At 67.1% G+C, this 16,734-nt stretch carries 16 protein-coding genes; 10 read left to right on the top strand and 6 right to left on the bottom strand.

All coding sequences use genetic code 11. The features are described from left to right. Nucleotides 1-22 precede the first annotated feature (22 nt). The 3 genes from PSPA7_RS27785 to PSPA7_RS27775 are packed head-to-tail and all read left to right on the top strand — an operon-like array spanning nt 23 to nt 2,590. Nucleotides 23-1,273: a D-amino acid dehydrogenase gene (locus PSPA7_RS27785; protein WP_012077749.1), complete on the top strand. Its 1,251-nt coding sequence runs from the start codon at nt 23-25 to the stop codon at nt 1,271-1,273. Between the two features lie 24 nt (nt 1,274-1,297). Continuing rightward, the gene (locus tag PSPA7_RS27780; protein WP_003153869.1) at nt 1,298-1,648 is read left to right on the top strand and encodes a RidA family protein; all 351 of its coding nucleotides are present in this window, start codon (nt 1,298-1,300) and stop codon (nt 1,646-1,648) included. A 42-nt stretch (nt 1,649-1,690) separates the two neighbouring features. Beyond that, a complete protein-coding gene (locus PSPA7_RS27775) occupies nt 1,691-2,590 on the top strand; it encodes a transporter substrate-binding domain-containing protein (protein WP_012077748.1) in 900 nt (299 codons plus the stop codon). 4 nt (nt 2,591-2,594) lie between these two features. Here PSPA7_RS27775 and PSPA7_RS27770 read toward each other — a convergent pair whose 3' ends face one another. After that, complete coding sequence (locus tag PSPA7_RS27770) at nt 2,595-3,071, bottom strand: NUDIX domain-containing protein (RefSeq protein ID WP_012077747.1); 477 nt, start codon at nt 3,069-3,071, stop codon at nt 2,595-2,597. A gap of 182 nt (nt 3,072-3,253) precedes the next feature. On the opposite strand from PSPA7_RS27770, the gene pip reads away from it, so the two are divergent. From pip to PSPA7_RS27735, 7 genes are all read left to right on the top strand, one after another. Beyond that, nucleotides 3,254-4,225, top strand: coding sequence for a prolyl aminopeptidase (gene pip / locus PSPA7_RS27765; RefSeq protein ID WP_012077746.1), 972 nt, complete (start codon nt 3,254-3,256; stop codon nt 4,223-4,225). Next, nucleotides 4,222-4,659: a D-aminoacyl-tRNA deacylase gene (gene dtd / locus PSPA7_RS27760; protein ID WP_012077745.1), complete on the top strand. Its 438-nt coding sequence runs from the start codon at nt 4,222-4,224 to the stop codon at nt 4,657-4,659. Before pip ends, dtd begins: the two co-directional genes overlap by 4 nt. A gap of 458 nt (nt 4,660-5,117) precedes the next feature. Continuing rightward, complete coding sequence (locus PSPA7_RS27755; RefSeq protein ID WP_012077744.1) at nt 5,118-6,695, top strand: glucan biosynthesis protein G; 1,578 nt, start codon at nt 5,118-5,120, stop codon at nt 6,693-6,695. Further along, entirely contained in the window at nt 6,688-9,270 is a 2,583-nt protein-coding gene (mdoH, locus tag PSPA7_RS27750; protein ID WP_012077743.1) for a glucans biosynthesis glucosyltransferase MdoH, read from the top strand. Before PSPA7_RS27755 ends, mdoH begins: the two co-directional genes overlap by 8 nt. 240 nt (nt 9,271-9,510) lie before the next feature. Then, nucleotides 9,511-10,311 carry a transporter substrate-binding domain-containing protein gene (locus PSPA7_RS27745; protein ID WP_012077742.1) on the top strand — a complete coding sequence of 267 codons (801 nt, stop codon included), beginning with the start codon at nt 9,511-9,513 and terminating at the stop codon, nt 10,309-10,311. Nucleotides 10,312-10,376: 65 nt separating this feature from the next. Further along, a complete protein-coding gene (locus PSPA7_RS27740) occupies nt 10,377-11,339 on the top strand; it encodes an amino acid ABC transporter permease (RefSeq protein ID WP_003153865.1) in 963 nt (320 codons plus the stop codon). After that, the gene (locus PSPA7_RS27735; RefSeq protein ID WP_012077741.1) at nt 11,332-12,066 is read left to right on the top strand and encodes an amino acid ABC transporter ATP-binding protein; all 735 of its coding nucleotides are present in this window, start codon (nt 11,332-11,334) and stop codon (nt 12,064-12,066) included. Before PSPA7_RS27740 ends, PSPA7_RS27735 begins: the two co-directional genes overlap by 8 nt. Nucleotides 12,067-12,073: 7 nt before the next feature. Here PSPA7_RS27735 and PSPA7_RS27730 read toward each other — a convergent pair whose 3' ends face one another. From PSPA7_RS27730 to tatB, 5 genes are all read right to left on the bottom strand, one after another. After that, nucleotides 12,074-12,535 (bottom strand): UPF0158 family protein, encoded by a 462-nt coding sequence (locus PSPA7_RS27730; RefSeq protein WP_003153864.1) that lies wholly within the window; start codon nt 12,533-12,535, stop codon nt 12,074-12,076. Between the two features lie 109 nt (nt 12,536-12,644). Further along, nucleotides 12,645-14,588, bottom strand: coding sequence for a methyl-accepting chemotaxis protein McpK (mcpK, locus tag PSPA7_RS27725; protein ID WP_012077740.1), 1,944 nt, complete (start codon nt 14,586-14,588; stop codon nt 12,645-12,647). 210 nt (nt 14,589-14,798) lie between these two features. Further along, nucleotides 14,799-15,506 carry a 16S rRNA (uracil(1498)-N(3))-methyltransferase gene (locus tag PSPA7_RS27720; protein ID WP_003153863.1) on the bottom strand — a complete coding sequence of 236 codons (708 nt, stop codon included), beginning with the start codon at nt 15,504-15,506 and terminating at the stop codon, nt 14,799-14,801. Then, nucleotides 15,503-16,306 (bottom strand): twin-arginine translocase subunit TatC, encoded by an 804-nt coding sequence (gene tatC, locus PSPA7_RS27715; protein ID WP_012077739.1) that lies wholly within the window; start codon nt 16,304-16,306, stop codon nt 15,503-15,505. Before tatC ends, PSPA7_RS27720 begins: the two co-directional genes overlap by 4 nt. Then, a complete protein-coding gene (gene tatB, locus PSPA7_RS27710; RefSeq protein ID WP_012077738.1) occupies nt 16,303-16,728 on the bottom strand; it encodes a Sec-independent protein translocase protein TatB in 426 nt (141 codons plus the stop codon). Before tatB ends, tatC begins: the two co-directional genes overlap by 4 nt. Between the last annotated feature and the right edge of the window lie 6 nt (nt 16,729-16,734).

Here is a 16,734-nt window from a genome sequence, read left to right as displayed (position 1 = left end):
TATCACCTGGATAGCGACTGTCATGGTTCAGCGGGTTTGCATCATCGGCGCCGGCGTCGTCGGCCTGGCCACGGCCTACGCCCTGGTTCGCGAAGGATTCGAGGTGACCCTGGTGGAGGCGCGCGAGCGGGGTGGCCTGGAGACCAGCTACGCCAACGGCGGCCAACTGTCCTATCGCTACGTGGCGCCGCTGGCCGATAGCGGCGTACCGATCCAGGCGCTCGGCTGGCTGCTGCGCGACGACGCGCCGCTGCGCCTGCGGCCGCGCTTCGATCCGGCGCAGTGGCGCTGGCTGCTGGGCTTCCTCGCGGCCTGCCGCGGTTCGCTGAACCGGCGCAATGCCGCGCACCTGCTGCGCCTGGCGTTGTTCAGCCAGCGCACCCTGCAGGTCTGGCGCGAGGACGACGGCCTCGTCGGCTTCGACTGGCGGCGCAACGGCAAGCTGGTGGCATTCCGTCGCTCGGCGAGCTTCGAGCACGCGCGCCAGGGCCTGGCCGATCCCGCCGCCCAGTTCGTCCTGTCCGCCGCCGAGTGCCGCGCGCTGGAGCCGGCCCTGGCCGAGGTGCCGCTGGTCGGTGCCATCCATACGCCGGACGAGGAGGTCGCCGACTGCCACGCCTTCTGCGTGCGACTTGTCGAGCGCCTGCAGGCTTCCGGACGTTGCCGGCTGCTGTATGGCCGCCGGGTGACGAAGATCGCCGAGGCGGGCAGGGCGGTGCGTGGCGTCGAGGTCGGCGGCGATCTCATCGAGGCCGAGCATGTGGTACTGGCCGCCGGCTACCGCAGCGCCGAGTTGATGCTGCCGGGTCTGCGCCTGCCGCTGTACCCGCTCAAGGGCTACAGCCTGACCTTGCCGATCGGCGCGCAGCACCGGGCGCCGGAGACCAGCATCACCGACTACGACCGCAAGATCGTCTATGCGCGGATCGGCGAGCGGCTGCGGATCGCCGCGATGGTCGACATCGTCGGCTTCGATCCCGCTCTCGAACCCGCCCGCCTGGCGCTGCTGCGCCAGCAGGCGCGGGACACCTTCCCGCTGGGCGGTGACTTCGATGCCGCCGCCGAGTGGGCCGGCATGCGTCCGGCCACACCCACCGGCGTGCCGCTGGTGGGCAACGGCGGCTACCGCAATCTCTGGCTCAACCTCGGCCACGGCGCGCTCGGCTTCACCCTGGCCTGCGGCAGCGGGCGCCTGCTGGCCGAACAGATCGGTCGACGCACGCCGAGCATCGACACCACCGGCCTGCTGCCGCGCGGCGCGCTGGCCGGCTGACTTCCCCCGACCTGGAGCATTCCCATGCAACCGACCCGTATCGCCACCAACGACCGCCTGTCCGCCGCGGTCTGCTTCGAGGCCCTGGTGTTTCTTTCCGGCCAGGTACCGGACCAGGCCGAGGACATCCACGGCCAGACCCGCGAGGTACTGGCGAAGATCGACGCGCTGCTGGCCGAGGCCGGGTCGCGCAAGGAGCGTATCCTCAGCGCGACCATCTACCTGAAGGACATCGCCCGCGATTTCGCCGCCCTGAACGAGGTCTGGACCCAGTGGTTGCCGACCGGCCAGGCGCCTAGCCGGACCACCGTGCAGGCGGAGCTGGCGCGTCCGTCGGTGCTGGTGGAGATCACCGTGGTGGCGGCCAGGGGCTGACTTCCTTTCCATAGCCATAAGAAAAAAGAGGCAGAACCTCCGATGAAAACCCTTGTATCCAGCACTCTCGCATTCTCCCTGTCGCTCGCCATCGGCGCCGCTCAGGCCGAGGAACTCAGCGGCACCCTGAAGAAGGTCGCCGACAACGGCACGATAACCCTGGGTTATCGCGATGCCTCGGTGCCCTTTTCCTACCTTGGCGACAACAGCGGCCGGCCCATGGGCTATTCGGTGGACCTGGCCGGCAAGGTGGTGGAGCGGCTGAAGGCCACCCTCGGCAAGCCGGAGCTCAGGGTGAAGTACAACCTGGTCACCTCGCAGACCCGCATCCCGCTGGTGCAGAACGGCACCGTCGACCTGGAATGCGGCTCCACCGGGGTCACCGCCGAGCGGCAGAAGCAGGTGGCGTTCTCCTACGGCTTCATCTACGTCAAGGGCCAGTTGCTGACCCGCAAGGACAGCGGCATCGCCCACTTCGACGATCTCAAGGGCCGGAACGTGGTGACCACCGCCGGCACCACCAACGAGCGCTACCTGAAGAACTACAACGCCGAGCACAAGCTGGGGATGAACGTGGTCAGCGCCAAGGACCACGGCGAAGCCTTCCAGATGCTGCAATCGGGTCGCGCGGTGGCCTTCTACATGGACGATGCGCTGCTTTATGGCGAACGCGCCAAGGCGCGCCAGCCGCACGACTGGGTGGTGGTCGGCGAGCCGCAGTCGCGGGAAATCTACAGTTGCATGGTGCGCAAGGACGACCCGCAGTTCCTCGCCCTGGTCAACGAGACCCTGGCCGGGCTGTACCGTTCGGGCGAGATCCAGGGCATCTACCAACGCTGGTTCCAGCAGCCGATCCCGCCCAAGGGGCTGAACCTGGAGTTCCCCATGACCAGCGAGTTGAAGGCGATCCTCGAGAAGCCCACCAGCGATCCGGTGCAGTGAGCGTCTAGCGTTGCAGGCCGAGGTGGCGGATCGACGGCGTCGCTGCCTCCAGGCGCGACCAGACGTCGTCGGCCAGTTCGGCCGGATAGAAGGAGGGCAGGCCAGGCAGCTCGTCGCGGGCGATCCAGCCGACCTCGCGGATATCGAACTCGTCGCCGCCCAGGCCCTTCAGGTTGGCCAGGGTCGGTTCGCCGCGCCAGTCGTCGATGCGGTAGAACAGCTCCATGTGGAAGCGCCCGGCGGCGGGTTCGGCGAACTCGCGGACGTAGACCAGCGGGCCGACGTCCACCCGCAGGCCGGTTTCCTCGAGGAACTCGCGTCTGACGGTGTCCTTCGTCGACTCGTCGCGTTCCGACTCGAAGCCGCCGCCGGGCGGAATCCAGTAGATGTCGCCGCCGACCTCGTGGCGCACCAGCAGGATTCGCTGCTCCACCACCAGCAGGCCGGCGGCGCGGATGCGGTGTCGCAGGGCCTCGCCCATGTTCGCCCTCCCGGCGCGATGCGCCATTGTCTGGATTGATCGTTTGCCATCTTCGCGCGGCGGAGACCAAAGCCGCTCGGTTTTTTTTCCGGCGCCGAAGTATCATGCGCGGCAGAGCAAAGGACGGGCCCCGCTGTCGACGTTTGCGCCGGGGGCCGAACACATCGCCTCGGGAGCGCATCATGCTAGTTCTGTATCCGGAAATTAAACCCTACGCCCGCCACGAGCTGGCCGTCGACGAACCGCATGTGCTGTATGCCGACGAAAGCGGTTCGCCGGACGGATTGCCGGTGGTCTTCGTCCATGGCGGTCCCGGCTCCGGTTGCGATGCCCTGTCGCGACGCTTCTTCGATCCCAATCTCTATCGCATCGTGACCTTCGACCAGCGCGGCTGCGGGCGTTCCACACCGCACGCCAGCCTCGAGAACAACAGCACCTGGGACCTGGTGGCGGACATGGAGCGCCTGCGCGAGCACCTGGGGATCGAGAAGTGGGTGCTGTTCGGCGGTTCCTGGGGCTCGACCCTGTCGCTGGCCTATGCGCAGACCCATCCCGAGCGGGTCCATGCGCTGATCCTGCGCGGCATCTTCCTCTGCCGCGCGCAGGACATCCACTGGTTCTACCAGGAAGGCGCCAGCCGCCTGTTCCCCGATTACTGGGAGGACTACATCGCGCCGATCCCGCCGGAGGAGCGCGGCGACCTGCTGGCGGCCTTCCACAAGCGCCTCACCGGCAGCGACCAGATCGCCCAGATGCACGCGGCCAAGGCCTGGTCGACCTGGGAGGGCCGCACCGCGACGCTGCGTCCAAACCCGCTGGTGGTGGACCGCTTCACCGAACCGGGCAGGGCGCTGTCGATCGCGCGTATCGAGAACCACTTCTTCGTCAACCAGGGCTTCCTCAGGCCCAACCAGTTGCTCGACGACATGCACCGCATCGCCCACCTGCCTGGCGTGATCGTGCATGGCCGCTACGACGCCATCTGCCCGCTGGACAATGCCTGGGCCCTGCATCAGGCCTGGCCGAACAGCGAGCTGCAAATCATCCGCGATGCCGGCCACACAGCCAGCGAGCCGGGCATCGTCGACGCGCTGGTGCGCGCCACCAACGAGATTGGCCGGCGTCTGCTCGACCTGCCGCCGGAGGCCGAATGAAGGCGTTGCTGCAGCGCGTCGGCGCGGCGCGGGTGGAGGTCGGCGGGGAGATAGTCGGTTCCATCGATCGCGGCCTGCTGGTGCTGGTCGGGGTGGAGCCGGAGGACGGCGAGCGCTGCGCGGCGAAGATGCTGCACAAGCTGCTCAACTACCGGGTGTTCGGCGACGCCGAGGGCAAGATGAATCGCTCGCTGGCGGACGTACAGGGCGGACTGCTGCTGGTCTCGCAGTTCACCCTGGCGGCGAATACCCGCAGTGGATTGCGCCCGAGCTTTTCCAGCGCGGCGCCGCCGGCGCAGGGCGAGGCGGTGTTCGAGCACCTGGTGAAGCTGGCGCGCGTAGCGCATCCGCAGGTGGCGACCGGTCGCTTCGGCGCCGACATGCAGGTGCACCTGGTCAATGATGGCCCGGTGACCTTCCTGCTGGAGTGCTGAGCGGGGGGATTCGCGGGAAGTTTCCCGCTGCGTTGCAGGGAGGGTCGGCAGCGCCGGAAGGGTTAATTTTTGTGACAGATACATGGCCTTTTGTCACATCCCCGGTGCATCATCCGCACGCCGATTTCATGCTGTACAGGACAGGCCGCCTGGCATCCCGATGCGAGGCGGGGCGGCCTGCAACCCAAAGGACGGGAATCATTCCGCCCGGGCAGGGTCGGAACCTCTGGAGTCGCTAGCCGACGAGCGGCATGCTTCCAGGTTTTCCAGGCCCGGTGCACGTAACGCGAATGACTGGAAACAGGCATTCTTTTGTCAGATCGCGCCAAATCTGGCTATCTATCGGGTTTGGCAGCGAATGTGGCGAAACCATGTTCGACCGGCACCCAGGTGCCGAGGGAGACCCCTGAACGGTCAGGGCGTCTTCAGTAATTCATGTTCACGGACGAGGGGGCCTCGTGATTTTCCGTTCCGTTTCAAACACCGATTTCCGCGCCCGCGTGCGCACCTTGTTGCTGGCCGGCTCGACCGCGCTGGCGTTCGTCGCCGCCCCGGTATGGGCATTCAGCATCGATGACGTGGCGAGCAAGGCCAAGGACCTGGCTGGCGACAAGTATTCCGCGCCGACCAGCAACCTGCCATCGGAATTCAGCGAAATGAAGTTCGCCGATTACCAGCAGATCCGCTTCATCAACGAACGCGCCTACTGGGGCAAGCTGAAGACGCCGTTCAAGCTGAGCTTCTATCACCAGGGCATGCACTTCGACACGCCAGTGAAGATCAACGAGGTGACCGCCACCACGGTCAAGCCGATCAAATACGATCGCACCAAGTTCGATTTCGGATCGCTGAAGTTCGACGAGAATGCCACCAAGGACCTTGGCTACGCCGGCTTCCGCGTGCTCTACCCGATCAACCAGGCCGACAAGCAGGACGAGATCGCCACCTTCCTCGGCGCGAGCTATTTCCGCGTGGTCGGCAAGGGCCAGGTCTACGGCCTGTCCGCGCGCGGCCTGGCGATCGACACCGCATTGCCGTCCGGCGAGGAGTTCCCGCGCTTCCGCGAGTTCTGGATCGAGCGGCCGAAGGCGCAGGACAAGCAACTGGTGATCTATGCCCTGCTCGACTCGCCGCGCGCCACCGGCGCCTACCGCTTCGTCCTGCGTCCGGGCAAGGACGCGGTGATGGATGTGCAGGCCCGCGTGTTCCTCCGCGAGAAAGTCAGCAAGCTGGGCCTGGCGCCGCTGACCAGCATGTACCTGTTCGGCTCCAACCAGCCGTCCGAGCAGCACAACTTCCGTCCCGAGCTGCATGACTCCAGCGGCCTGCAGATCCATGCCGGCAACGGCGAGTGGCTGTGGCGTCCGCTGAACAATCCGAAGCACCTGTCGGTGAGCACCTTCAGCGTCGAGAACCCGAAAGGCTTCGGCCTGCTCCAGCGCGGCCGCGAGTTCTCCCGCTACGAAGACCTGGACGACCGCTACGACCTGCGCCCGAGCGCCTGGATCGAGCCGAAGGGCGACTGGGGCAAGGGCACCGTGGAACTGGTGGAGATCCCGACCCCGGACGAAACCAACGACAATATCGTCGCGTTCTGGAACCCCGAGACCCAGCCCGAGGTCGGAAAGCCGCTGGACTTCGCCTATCGCCTGCACTGGACCATGGATGAAGACGAGCTGCACGACCCGAAGTCCTCCTGGGTCAAGCAGACCATGCGCTCGGTCGGCGACGTGAAGCAGAAGAACCTGATCCGCCAGCAGGACGGCAGCACCGCCCTGGTCGTCGACTTCGAAGGGCCGGCCCTGAAGGACCTGGCGCCGGATGCGCCGGTGACCACCCAGGTCAGCACCGACAGCAACGCCGAAGTGGTGGAGAACAGCCTGCGTTACAACCCGGTCCTGAAAGGCTGGCGCCTGACGCTGCGGATCAAGGTCAAGGATCCGAAAAAGCCGGTGGAAATGCGCGCGGCGCTGGTCGACGAGGCGCAGAAGCCACTGAGCGAAACCTGGAGCTATCAGCTGCCTGCCGATGAATAACCCATCTACCCCGAAAGCGCCGCTGGCCGACTACCTCGCTCATCTTCCCCTGGCGGAAGAGGAGCGGGCCCGGCTCGGCGAGTCCGCTTCCTTCTCCGAGCTGCATGCTCGCCTGGCGGGAGAAGGTGCCGCCAGCGAAGCCGGGGGCGATCCCGCCCTGGCTTCGGTACGCGCCCGCCTGCAACTGGGCAGCCCCGAACTGGACGACGCCGAGATGTTCGGCGTCGACGCCCAGGGCCGCACCTTCCTCAAGATTTCCCCGCCGATCCGCCGCACCAAGGTGATCCCCGAGCCCTGGCGCACCAACATCCTGGTGCGTGGCTGGCGTCGGCTGACCGGCCGCAGCAACCCGCCCAAGCCCAAGCGCGCCCTGCCGCGCGCGCGCTGGCAGCGGGTCGGCTCGCTGCGCCGGTTCATCCTGCTGCTGCTGATGCTGGCGCAGACCTCGGTCGCCACCTACTACATGAAAGGTATCCTGCCGTACCAGGGCTGGGCCTTCGTCGACCTGGAGGAACTTACCCGGCAGAGTCTCCTGGACACCGTCCAGCAGGTCCTGCCCTACGTCATCCAGTTCGGCATCCTGGCGCTCTTCGCGATCCTCTTCTGCTGGGTCTCGGCCGGCTTCTGGACCGCCCTGATGGGCTTCTGGGAGCTGCTCACCGGGCGCGACCGCTACCGGATTTCCGGCAGCAGCGCCGGCAGCGAGCCGATCGCCGCCGACGCGCGCACGGCGATCGTCATGCCGATCTGCAACGAAGACGTGCCGCGGGTGTTCGCCGGCCTGCGGGCGACCGTCGAGTCGATGGCCGCCACCGGCGAGATGGAGCGCTTCGACTTCTTCGTCCTCAGCGACACCAACGATCCCGATATCGCCGTCGCCGAGCAGCAGGCCTGGCTCGAGCTGTGCCGCGAGACCAGGGGCTTCGGCAAGATCTTCTACCGTCGCCGGCGGCGCCGGGTGAAGCGCAAGAGCGGCAACATCGACGACTTCTGCCGGCGCTGGGGCGGCGACTACCGCTACATGGTGGTGATGGACGCCGACAGCGTGATGAGCGGCGACTGCCTGGCCAAGCTGGTGCGGCTGATGGAGGCCAATCCTGAGGCGGGGATCATCCAGACCGCGCCGAAGGCGTCCGGCATGGACACCCTGTATGCGCGCATGCAGCAGTTCGCCACCCGCGTCTACGGCCCGCTGTTCACTGCCGGCCTGCATTTCTGGCAGCTCGGCGAGTCGCACTACTGGGGGCACAACGCGATCATCCGCATGCAGCCCTTCATCGACCATTGCGCCCTGGCGCCGTTGCCGGGCAAGGGCTCGTTCGCCGGCGCGATCCTTTCCCACGACTTCGTCGAGGCCGCGTTGATGCGCCGTGCCGGCTGGGGCGTGTGGATCGCCTACGACCTCGACGGCAGCTACGAAGAACTGCCGCCGAACCTGCTCGACGAACTCAAGCGCGACCGCCGCTGGTGCCACGGCAACCTGATGAACTTCCGCCTGTTCCTGGTCAAGGGCATGCACCCGGTGCACCGCGCGGTGTTCCTCACCGGGGTGATGTCCTACCTGTCGGCGCCGCTGTGGTTCTTCTTCCTCGTGCTTTCCACCGCGCTGCTGGCGGTGCATCAGCTGATGGAGCCGCAGTACTTCCTGGAACCGCGGCAGCTGTTCCCGATCTGGCCGCAGTGGCACCCGGAGAAGGCCATCGCGCTGTTCTCCACCACCCTGACCCTGCTGTTCCTGCCCAAGCTGCTCAGCGTGATGCTGATCTGGGCCAAGGGCGCCAAGGGGTTCGGCGGGGTGATCCGGGTGACCCTGAGCATGCTCCTGGAGATGTTCTTCTCGGTGCTGCTGGCGCCGGTGCGGATGCTCTTCCATACCCGCTTCGTGCTCGCCGCTTTCCTCGGCTGGTCGGTGCAGTGGAACTCGCCGCAGCGCGACGACGACGCCACCCCCTGGAGCGAGGCGATCCGCCGGCATGGCATGCAGACCCTGCTGGGCCTTGCCTGGACCCTGCTGGTGGCCTGGCTCAACCCGCGCTTCCTGTGGTGGCTGTCGCCGATCGTCGGCTCGCTGATGCTGTCGATCCCCGTGTCGGTGATTTCCAGCCGGGTCAAGCTGGGCCTGCGCGCCCGCGACGAAAAGTTGTTCCTGATTCCCGAGGAGTACGACACCCCGCGCGAGCTGCGCGCGACCGACGAGTACACCTACGAGAACCGCTGGCATGCGCTCAAGGACGGCTTCCTCAAGGCCGCCGTCGATCCGTTGCTCAACGCCCTGGCCTGTGCCATGGGCACGGCTCGCCACAACCGTGCGCAAGCCATCGAGACGGTGCGCGGCGAGCGTATCGGCAAGGCCATCGAGAAGGGCCCGGAACAGCTCGACGGTGCCACGCGCCTGGCCCTGTTGAGTGACCCGGTAGCACTTTCGCGCCTGCATGCGCAGGTCTGGGAAGAGAACCGCGACGATTGGCTCGGCCGCTGGCGCAAGGCCGAGGCGGACGACCCCCACGCGGCCAGCGTACCGCTGGCCCAGGTAGTGCCCGGCGACGCCGGCCTGCTGCCCGCCGCCCAGTCCTGATCCCATGCCCCCGGTGGAGCGCCGCCGGGGGCATGGTCTGTTTCTTGCCTGTTTTCCCCGCGCGGCGCTGCTGTTACCCTGCGCCGGCAATCCAGAAAGTCTCGTATCGTTCGCCAGCCGAGGTACCATCGGCCGCCTTTTCGCGCAGCCGGTCAGGGCCTGTTGCGCCCGCCCGGGACGGCGACACGACGAGAGCATCCGTTCGACGACTGTGTTTCCAAGACTGCTGGGGAGTGGGGAATGAAAAAGTATCTTGCTTCATTGGTTCTGGGCGTCTGCGCCCTGCTGGGCGTGGCTTCGGCCCAGGCGGCCGGCGCGGTGGAGGACGCGGTCAAGCGCGGCACCCTGCGGGTCGGCATGGACCCGACCTACATGCCGTTCGAGATGACCAACAAGCGTGGCCAGATCATCGGCTTCGAGGTCGACCTGCTCAAGGCCATGGCCAAGTCCATGGGCGTCAAGCTGGAGCTGGTTTCCACCAGCTACGACGGGATCATCCCGGCGCTGCTGACCGGCAAGTTCGACATGATCGGCTCGGGCATGACCCTGACCCAGGAGCGCAACCTGCGCCTGAACTTCTCCGAGCCCTTCATCGTGGTCGGCCAGACCCTGCTGGTGCGCAAGGAGCTGGAAGGCAAGATCAAGTCCTACAAGGACCTGAACGACCCGCAGTACAGCATCACCTCGAAAATCGGCACCACCGGCGAGATCGTCGCCCGCAAGCTGATCAGCAAGGCCAAGTACCACGGCTTCGACAACGAGCCGGAAGCGGTGATGGACGTGGTCAACGGCAAGGCCGACGCCTTCATCTACGACTCGCCCTACAACGTGGTGGCGGTGAGCAAGTTCGGCGCCGGCAAGCTGGTCTATCTCGACCAGCCGTTCACCTACGAGCCGCTGGCCTTCGGCCTGAAGAAAGGCGACTACGACAGCATCAACTTCATCAACAACTTCCTCCATCAGATCCGCGAAGACGGCACCTATCAGCGCATCCACGACAAGTGGTTCAAGAACACCGAGTGGCTGAAGGAAATGGAATGAACCGCTGACGGCCCCCGCGAAGGGGGCCGTCGTACCTGCGCATTCCATCGTTCGAGAGAGTTTCCGTGACCAAGAAGAAACGTTCCGTCTGGCCCTGGCATCTGCTGACCGGGTTGATCCTGCTGGCCCTGGCCTGGGCCCTGTGGTTCTCCACCTCGCTGATTTCCTATGAATGGCGCTGGAACCGCGTCCCGCAGTACTTCGCCTACCAGGCCGAGGAGCCGCTGCGGGCCAGCGAAATCGGCCGGGTCGATGGCATCCAGGAGCAGGGCAGGGACGCGCGCGTCACGCTGCTCGGCGACAGCGGCGAGCAGCAGGTCCTGACCGTTGCGGCGGACAGCCTGCAGTTCGCCGAGGGCGACGACGTGGCCGAGGGCGACGTGGTCGGGGTGACCCGCCACTGGGCCGCCGGTCCGCTGCTATGGGGCCTTTGGACCACCCTCTGGCTGTCGCTGGTGTCCGGCGCGATCGGCCTGGCGATCGGCCTGGTCGCCGGGCTCTGCCGGCTGTCGAAGAACCCGACACTGCACGACCTGTCGACGATCTACGTCGAACTGGTGCGCGGCACGCCGCTGCTGGTGCAGATCTTCATCTTCTATTTCTTCATCGGCACGGTGCTCGACCTGTCCCGCGAGTTCGCCGGGGTCGCCGCGCTGGCGCTGTTCACCGGCGCCTACGTGGCCGAGATCATTCGCGCCGGCGTGCAGTCCATCGCCCGCGGGCAGAACGAGGCTGCCCGTTCCCTGGGCCTCAACGCCAGCCAGTCGATGCGCCACGTGATCCTGCCGCAGGCCTTCAAACGCGTGCTGCCGCCGCTGGCCGGGCAGTTCATCAGCCTGGTCAAGGACACCTCGCTGGTCTCGGTGATCGCCATCACCGAACTGACCAAGAGCGGCCGCGAGGCGATCACCACCTCGTTCTCCACCTTCGAGATCTGGTTCTGCGTCGCCGCGCTGTACCTGCTGTTGAACCTGCCCCTTTCGCACATGGCATCCCGACTGGAGCGGAGGCTCGGACAAAGTGATTGAAGTACGCAACCTGCTGAAGGTCTTCGATACCCGCGGCCAGGTGGTGCGCGCGGTGGACGACGTGAGCACGCGCGTGGCCAGGGGCGAGGTGCTGGTGGTGATCGGCCCGTCCGGCTCGGGCAAGTCGACTTTCCTGCGCTGCCTGAACGGCCTGGAGGAATTCGACGAGGGTTCGGTGAGCATCGACGGCGTCGACCTCGCCGACCCGAAGACCGATATCAACGCCTACCGCCGCGAAGTCGGGATGGTCTTCCAGCATTTCAACCTGTTCCCGCACATGACCGTGCTGGAGAACCTCTGCCTGGCCCAGCGCGTGGTGCGCAAGCGTGGCAAGGCCGAGCGCGAGGCGAAGGCGCGGGCGCTGCTGGCCAAGGTCGGCATCGGGCAGAAGGCCGACGAATATCCCTCGCGCCTGTCCGGCGGCCAGCAGCAGCGGGTGGCGATCGCCCGCGCGCTGTGCATGGATCCCAAGGTGATGCTGTTCGACGAACCGACCTCGGCGCTCGATCCGGAAATGGTCGGCGAGGTGCTCGACGTGATGAAGACTCTCGCCGTCGAAGGCATGACCATGGTCTGCGTGACCCACGAAATGGGCTTTGCCCGCGAGGTGGCCGACCGCGTGCTGTTCTTCGACCACGGCAAGCTGCTGGAGGACGCGCCGCCTGCGCAGTTCTTCGACAACCCGCAGGACCCGCGGGCCCAGGCCTTCCTCCGCCAGGTCCTCTAGCGCCGCGCTAGGCGAACGGCTTGCCCGGCGGCGACAGGAGCGACGTCTGGCTCTGTCGCGCGGCCGGCTGGATATCGTTGTCCTCCAGCCAGTCCAGCGCCCATTCGCGCAGGCGCTCGCCCTGGTAGCGATACCAGTCCTGCAGCAGCTCCGGATATTCCATCAGCGAATGCTTGAAGGCCTTGAACGGCTTGCGGCTCTGCAGCGCGTTGGCCAGGGTCGCGTAGGCGTGCGGTTCCTCCACTTCGCGCAGGAAGTCCTGCATCAATCCCAGTGACTGGGTGGTGCTCAGCGGATCGATCAGCAGCAGACGCTCCGGCTCGTTTTCCAGCAGCGCCTCGAGTTCCGGGTCGGGGGCTTCGGCGGAGATCAGCAGCACCTTGCCGCTGTACAGGTCGAGGTAGTGGTCGATTCCCGGGGTATCCAGGGCGAAGGCCAGTTCGTCGATATCGATGGTCATCGGGCGCATGGCGTCATCTCCCAAAAGGCGAAAGCCTGATCCTACGCAAAGGCGCCCCTCCTGTCCGCTTTCGATGGACGGGAGGGGCTGCGGTCGCAGAAAGGATCCTCTCGGGATGTTACAGGCGGAAGCGCCCCACCTGCGCCTGCAGCCGCGTACCCAGGCGTGCCAGCTCGCCGCTGGCGGCGGCGGTCTGCTCGCTGGCGGCGGCCGACTGCTCGGCGACGTCGCGCACGTTGAGCACACTGCGGTTGATCTCCTCGGCCACCGTGCTCTGCTGCTCGGCGGCCGTGGCGATCTGCAGGTTCATGTTCTGGATATCGGAGACGGTGCGGGTGATGCTGTCCAGCGCGACGCCGGCGCGGCGCGCCAGCTCCACCGTGCTGGCGGTGAGCGAGCGGCTGTTCTCCAGGCGATCGGCGGCCTCGCCGGCGCCCTGCTGGAGACGCTGGATCAGGCCCTCGATCTCGGCGGTGGAGTGCTGGGTGCGCTGGGCCAGGCCGCGCACCTCGTCGGCGACCACGGCGAAGCCGCGTCCGGCCTCGCCGGCGCGGGCCGCCTCGATGGCGGCGTTGAGCGCCAGCAGGTTGGTCTGCTCGGCCACCGACTTGATCACGTCGAGGACGCTGCCGATCTGTTCGCTGTCGTTCCTCAGGCGCGCCATGGCTTCGCTGGAGCCGTCCATCTCGGTGGCCAGGCGTTCGATGCGGGTCACCGCCTGGTCGACCACCGCGTCGCCCTGGCGCGCCTCTTCGTCGGCCTGGCGAGCGGCCTGGGAAGCCAGTTCGGCGTTGCGCGCGACGTCTTGCACGGTGGCGGTCATCTCGTGCATGGCGGTGGCGACCTGGTCGGTCTCGACCTTCTGGCTGTTGACCCCGGCTCGGGCCTGCTCGGTGACCGCCGAGAGTTCCTCGGCGGAGCTGGCCAGTTGGCCGACACCGTCGCCGATCTGCCCGACCAGTTCGCGCAAGCTGTCGCCCATGCGCTGCATGACCCGCTGCAACTGGCCCAGTTCGTCGCGACGCTGGAGGGTCAGGGGATTCTGCGGACGCTTGCCGAGGTCGCCGGCGGCGATGGCCTCGGCCAGCGCGAGGGCTTCGTCCAGCGGCCGGACGATCTGCCGGTTGATCGCCCAGCCGGCGACGCAGCCGAAGGCCAGGGCCAGCGCGGCGATCAGCCAGAGGCTGGCGCGGTCGCGGCTGGCGGTGCTTTCGCGCAATTGGCGACCGGCTTCGGTGAGGGTCTGGCCGGCCCGGGCCATATCCTGGGTGCTGCTCTGCATCGCCTGCTGCGCCTGGCGCGTGCGAGCGACGCCGGCGCGGAACTGCTCGATGCCGCCACGGTAGTCCTGGAGGCTGCGCATGGCCTGTTCCAGCGCCGCACCGGCCTCCTCCGGCAACTGTCCGTGTAGCGCCGTGCCGGCCTGGCGCAGTGCGTCGAACGCGGCGAACGCGGCCTGCTCGGCCTTGTCGCTGCGCTCGAAGACATAGCCACGCACCTGGTAGCGCACCATGAGCAGTTGTTGGTGCAGGTCGGCTACCGCGCGGCTGCGTTGCAGCGCCTGCGGATCGCCGGCCTGTTGCGCGAGGCTGGCGTCCATCAGTTCTTCCAGGCGGGCGAAGCTGTCCAGCGCCTGTTGCGCGCTGCCCACCAGCACACCGCGGGCGGCGCTGCGCTGCTGGTCGGCGGCGGCGAGGTCGTCGAAGGCCCCGCGGTAGGCCTCGATCGCCTCGGCCTCACGGGCCAGGGCGGCCGGGTCGAGTTCGCTGTCGCGCAGTTGCCGCAGGCGCTCGAGCATGCCGGTGAGTATCCGGCGCAGCCGCTCGGCCTCGCGCGGGTCGCTGCCGGCGTCGAACGCCAGGTGCGCCTGCTCGGCCTGCTGGGCCTGTTCCATGAGCGTGGCCACCTCGGCGAGCTGCTCGCTCAGCGCGGTCTGGTGCGTGAGGGTGCGGTTGCTGCTGACCACCACCAGCAGAAGCAGCGCGAGGAGGACACCGAAACCGAGCATCAGCTTGCGGCTGACGCTCAGCTTGGCCAGTTGGAGAACCCACCAATCGTACATCGTCATTACTCCAGGCAGTGCGACACCCTGGGGTGGCAGCCCCATGGCGTGGCGGACAGGTAATGGCTCAGCGGCGCGCGCCCTGTGGATGGGCGCGGAGGGACCGGTACATGGCCGGCGGGCGAGGTTTATGGTTGTCGTGCGGAGCCCTGCGCGACAGAGGTTGTCGGCCGTGTAGGAAAAACCTTCAGTTTTTTTGCCAGAGGCGCTTCAGAACAGCCGGGCGAGCAGGGCGGTGACCGCGGTTTCCACGCGCAGGATGCGTTCGCCGAGCTGCACCGGATGCAGCCCGGCCTCGCGCAGCTTGTCGACCTCGTAGGGAATCCAGCCGCCCTCCGGGCCGATCGCCAGGGTCACCGGCTTCTCCACCGCGCGCGGACAGGCCGGCCAGGGGCCGGGATGGCCGACCAGGCCTAGGCTGCCGGCGGCCAGGGCCGGCAGGCGGTCTTCGACGAAGGGCTTGAAGCGCTTCTCGACGATGATTTCCGGCAGCACCGTATCGCGGGCCTGCTCCAGGCCGAGGACCAGGTTCTCGCGGATCGCCGGCGGGTCGAGGAAGGGGGTCTGCCAGAAGCTCTTTTCCACGCGGTAGCTGTTCAGCAGCACCAGCTTCGGTACGCCCATCGCGGCGATGGTCTGCAACACCCGGCGGAGCATCTTCGGTCGCGGCAAGGCCAGCAGCAGGGTGATCGGCAGCTTGGCCGGCGGCGGCTGGTCGAAGCGTACCTCCAGGGTCGCCTCGCGGGCATCGAGCTGCAGCAGGCGGCCTTCACCCATCCAGCCGCCGAGGCGACCGACCCGTAGGGTGTCGCCGTTCTCGGCGCGGTGCACTTCGTGCAGGTGCCTGAGGCGGCGATCGTGCAGGACCGCGCGATCCGCCGAGACGAAGTCGGCATCGTCGAGCAGCAGCAGGTTCACTGGCGGGTGGCCGGGGGCTGGTCGCCGTCGCTGGCCGGTTGGTCGTCCGGATGCTCGCCGCGCTTGCGTACCAGGCGGCCGAACAGCAGGCCGATCTCGAACAGCAGCCACATCGGCACCGCGAGCATGGTCTGGGAGAAGATGTCCGGCGGGGTCAGGACCATGCCGACCACGAAGCAGCCGATGATCACGTACGGACGGATCTTCTTCAGGTACTCGACGTCGACCACCCCGATCCAGATCAGCAGCACGGTGGCCACCGGGATCTCGAAGGCGACGCCGAAGGCGAAGAACAGGGTCAGGACGAAGTCCAGGTAGCTGTTGATGTCCGTCATCATCGCCACGCCCTCGGGGGTCACGCTGGCGAAGAAGTGGAAGATCATCGGGAACACCAGGAAGTAGGCGAAGGCCATCCCGGCGTAGAACAGGATGATGCTGGACACCAGTAGCGGCAGCGCCACGCGCTTCTCGTGCTTGTACAGGCCGGGGGCGATGAAGCCCCAGACCTGCGCGAGGATCACCGGCATCGCCAGGAACAGCGCCACCACCATGGTCAGCTTGAACGGCGCGAGGAACGGCGAGGCGACGTCGGTGGCGATCATGCTGGTGCCTTCCGGGAGGAAGCGGCGCAGCGGCTCGGAGACCAGGGTGTAGATCTTCTGCGAGAAATAGAACAGGCCGGCGAAGATCAGGAAGATCGCCGCCACGCTGCGCAGCAGGCGGGTGCGCAGTTCGGTCAGGTGCGAGACCAGCGGCATTTCCTGGTCGTGCTCGGGCTGTTCGGGTTTTTCGGCGCTCATGGATTACGCGGCGTCTCGGGCGGTTGCGAGGAAATGGGGGCAGGGGCGGCCGGCGGCGTCGCCGCTGCGTCCGCGGGCGGAGGCGCAGGCGTGCTGGCCGCTGGCGGCGTAGGCACGCCAGGCGCCGGGCTGTCGTTGGCTGGCGGAGGGTTTTCCTGCGGCGGATTCTGGCCGGTCAACGGCGCCAGCAGCTTCTGCGCTTCGCGCTCCATCGAGAGGATGTGCTCGTTGTGCAGTTGCCGACGAATCTCGTCGGCGCCGATTTCCCGTTCCACTTCCTGCTTGATGGTATTGAAACTGCGCTTCAGGCGGCCGATCCACAGGCCGGCGGTACGCGCGGCGCCGGGCAGGCGCTCGGGGCCGAGCACCAGCAGGGCGATCAGCCCGACCAGCAGCAGTTCGCTGAAGCTGATTCCGAACATCGATGG

This window comes from Pseudomonas paraeruginosa PA7 (genome assembly GCF_000017205.1).
In the GTDB taxonomy this organism is placed as follows: Bacteria; Pseudomonadota; Gammaproteobacteria; order Pseudomonadales; family Pseudomonadaceae; genus Pseudomonas; species Pseudomonas paraeruginosa.
Note: the sequence above shows the minus strand (reverse complement) of the source record. Positions and strands in the feature narration are given on the sequence as shown.